The sequence below is a fragment of the Streptomyces sp. NPDC043861 genome (assembly GCF_056435905.1).
Genome location: NZ_JBWKDP010000038.1, coordinates 1 through 3,329 on the forward strand (window position 1 = coordinate 1; position 3,329 = coordinate 3,329).

The window sequence follows — 3,329 nt, forward strand, 5'->3', positions numbered from 1 at the left end:
GCTTGCACGAGGTCGGCCCCCCGAAGAAATCTTCGGGGGGCCGACCTCGTGTGGCGTTCTGCATCGAGTACGCGGTCAGCCGCGCCGCGCCGAGCTTCTGCGGGCCGCCACGGTCCACGCCGTCAAGCCGAGCACCAGCAAAGCTCCCAGACCGAGCGAGGTGATCCCGACGACCTTCATCGTGGCAGAACCACTCCCCGCTGCGTCCCCAAGGCCGAATCCGGCCGCATCCGCGTCACCGTCATACGTCGGCCCCGCCTCGGCCTTTCCTTCGATGCTCACATCAAGAGTCAGCGGGACAGGAGTGGGAACCTGCCGGTGAAGGGTGACCTGTACGTAGTACCAGCCCTGGAAGCGCATCGCGCGGACCGGCTCCGAGCTGCCTGACGTCCGGTTCGCATACGCGGCCGGGGCGGTGCCGAGCGGGATCGCCGCCGGGTCTCCGGTGTAGTTGGCGCTCTTGCCCTCGATGGTTCCCCGCCCGGGGTTGAGGAGCTCGACCCGCAGACCATTGACGGCCACGTACGTCCCCTGCCCGGATGAGTTGGCGAGCCGCGTGTTGACGAAGAGCTGCTGCCCCCAGGCGATCGGCACCTTGTAGAAGCGGCTCTCTCCGGGACGGATCTCATCCCGCCAGGCCCCGGCGCGCACCTCTGCGGCATCGTTGAACCCGGTTCCGCCGGCGACAGCCTTCGCCTGCCCGGCAGAAGGAGCCGGAGCCTCGGAACTCCACCCCGTAGGAGCCGGCGCGTCGGTGCCGGACTTCACCCCGGGTTCAGCCATGTACACCAGTTCAACGGGCCAGCTCGGGCTGTCCTCGCCTGCCGCGCCGACCCGCTCCAAGGCGAACAGGTACTCTCCTGCTTCCTGGCAGGACCGGTTGGGCTCGATTCGGCGACTGACGATCCCGGTGATCGGCCGAGCGGAGTCGGCCAGAAACATGACATCGTCGTCTTCACCGCACTGCTTGCCGTCCGCGGACGCCAGCGAGAGACGCATACCGTCCGTGATGCCGACTTTGGCTCCCCCCGGCGGGGCGAGCACGGCCGAGACGATGGCGTTGGAGCTGTCGTCCAGGTGCACCCGGTAGAACTTCTTCTCATCCTTGGCGAGGGTGTCGGTGTACGACCCCGGTTTCTTGAGCAGTGGCCCTTCGGCGCTCGACGCCGTACCCTTCACCGGCTTCGCAGCTTCTGCCATGCGGTACGCGGGCACCTCGCCAGTGCCGTTCGCCGACGGCAGTGCCATGGCGACCCCTGGCGCCAGCACCGCCGCGCAGAGGGCCGCCACAGCCACGGCGGAACTGCCTCTGGCTCTCCACACCATTCCGCTCCTCCCAGCCGACGCATGCGCGCCCATTCTTACTCCAGCCCCCGTACATCGCTTGTCCGCCCCACTCACGCAGAGGGCCCGGCCTCGCGATCGTGTCGCGGTGCCGGGCCCCTCTGTACGCGTATCAGCTCTGGGAACCCTCACCTCGCGGGAAGGAGACCTCCACGCGGCGATTCTTCTTGCGGCCCTCTTCGGTGCTGTTGTCGGCGATCGGATACTGCTCACCGTAGCCACGGATCTCGAAGGTGACGCCCGGCAGCTGCTTGGCCAGCACACCCTGCACCGCGTCTGCGCGCTGCTTCGAGAGCACGTCGCCATGGGCGGACGACCCGAGGTTGTCGGTGAAGCCGAAGACGCGGATCTTCTTGGCGTCCTGCTTCTTGATCTCCTCGGCAATGGCCGCGATGCGGGCGTTGGCCGCGCTGCTGAGCTTCGCGCTGTCCTTGCCGAAGAGAACCTCGGCCTGGAGGGCGAACTTCACATCGGCGTTGGTGTCCTCGCGGCGCTCCTCGCCACCGAGATCCTCGACCACGGACTTGATGTCCAGCACGCGGACGTTGCCCAGCGTCGCGCCGTCGGCCAGCTGCAGACCGGGCGAATTCGGGTCGATCTCGACCGGTGGGGATGCGGTAGGGGCCGCGGTGGGGTTGTCGTCCGCGACGGCAGAACTCGTCCCCCACACCATTGAGGAGCCGGCCATCGCGGCCGCTGCAACGGACAGACCGATACGTCGACGAAGAGCGGAGTTCGACTTCATGGAAGCCATCACCCGGAGATCTTGATCGTCGCGGTGGGCATCGTCGGGACCTGGAATTCCACTTCTGTCGTACCTGCAGGCGGGGCCGGGAACTGCGCGAAGAACGGCTGCTCCGCTCCGGGAGCGAACCCGTCAAACGCGGTGCACAGGCAACGACCGTCGGTGTCACGCAGAATCAGGTACCGCTTCTTGCCCGCCTTGTCCACCAGCGAAGTGCCCGCCATGGAAGCGCCGTTGTCCCGAAGCTCCTGCTCCGTGCCCTGCCATCCCGGGGCAGACCAGATCTGCTTGGAGCCGTTCTTGACCTTGCCCTTCACCGTGACGAATCCAGCTGCATCACGTTGCGCCGAGTTCACGACGACCTCGATGTTGTTTCCGTCCTTGATCGTGGCCAGCACCTGGGACTCGTCAACCTCGGGAGCCGGAGCGCCGCCCGTCTTCCCTGCCGAGGCAGGGGGCTCCTTCGACCCATCCTCCGTTTTGCCCTTGCCGTCGTCACCACCGCACGCCGTCAGGGCAAAGGCCATGGCAACGGATGCCGCAGCAACGACGGCCCCCTTGAGGTGGATTCGGGTCACGGCTGCACGCATGGGTGCGCTCCTCTCACTGTGATTCGCTTACTTACTCAGCCAGGTGAACAGAGAACAGGTCCGACAGGTCCGGCAGCAACTTGAGGTTCTCAGGGTCGATGGGGAAGTCGTCGTCGTCATCGCAGACGATCTTGTAACCCTTCTTGTCCTTGTCGTCCCCGCCATCCTCGCCGTTCCCGTCTCCGGGGCCGGGGCTCTCGGAGGGCTCCTCGTTCTCCTTGATGCGGCAGCGAGGCTCGATCACCGCGGTGGCAGTCGCTCGGGCCTTTTCCTTGTCCGTGCCGTCGAGCACCGAGTCGCCAATGGGCTTCTTGGTCTCCACCTCGACCGTGTACGACACCTTCGGCCAGGAGTCCCGGTCGCAGTCGACCCGCTTGGCATCGTTCTTCTCGGCGAAAACGGCGGCCATGGCGCAAGAGCCGTGGTCCTGGTCGCCACGACCGCTGAGGATGTCTTCCCAGTCCTCGAGGTCGAAGACGCTCGGCCAACGCAGCTGGTCCCGCGCGTCCTGCGCGGCAGCCAGGGCGGCGGCGTCCGCAGCCGTCTGGGCTTCGTTCTTCTTCATGGACGCCTGGCCCACCGCAAAGTAAGCGAACGCGAGGAAGAGCAGACCCGCCACCACCGTGATGTAGATGGGGAAGGCCTGCCCT

The 3,329-nt window shown here is 66.5% G+C and carries 4 protein-coding genes; all 4 read right to left on the bottom strand.

Annotation, left to right across the window (positions count from 1 at the left end; all coding sequences use genetic code 11):
• Nucleotides 1–75 precede the first annotated feature (75 nt).
• Nucleotides 76–1,296 carry a hypothetical protein gene (locus AC068D_RS35600; RefSeq protein WP_478827294.1) on the bottom strand — a complete coding sequence of 407 codons (1,221 nt, stop codon included), beginning with the start codon at nucleotides 1,294–1,296 and terminating at the stop codon, nucleotides 76–78.
• 160 nt (nucleotides 1,297–1,456) lie between these two features.
• Nucleotides 1,457–2,089, bottom strand: coding sequence for an OmpA family protein (locus AC068D_RS35605; RefSeq protein ID WP_478827295.1), 633 nt, complete (start codon nucleotides 2,087–2,089; stop codon nucleotides 1,457–1,459).
• Between the two features lie 8 nt (nucleotides 2,090–2,097).
• Nucleotides 2,098–2,679, bottom strand: a complete 582-nt coding sequence (locus AC068D_RS35610) for a hypothetical protein (protein WP_478827296.1) — start codon at nucleotides 2,677–2,679, stop codon at nucleotides 2,098–2,100.
• Between the two features lie 31 nt (nucleotides 2,680–2,710).
• On the bottom strand, nucleotides 2,711–3,329 hold a 619-nt coding region (locus AC068D_RS35615), incomplete at its 5' end, for a pilus assembly protein TadG-related protein (RefSeq protein ID WP_478827297.1).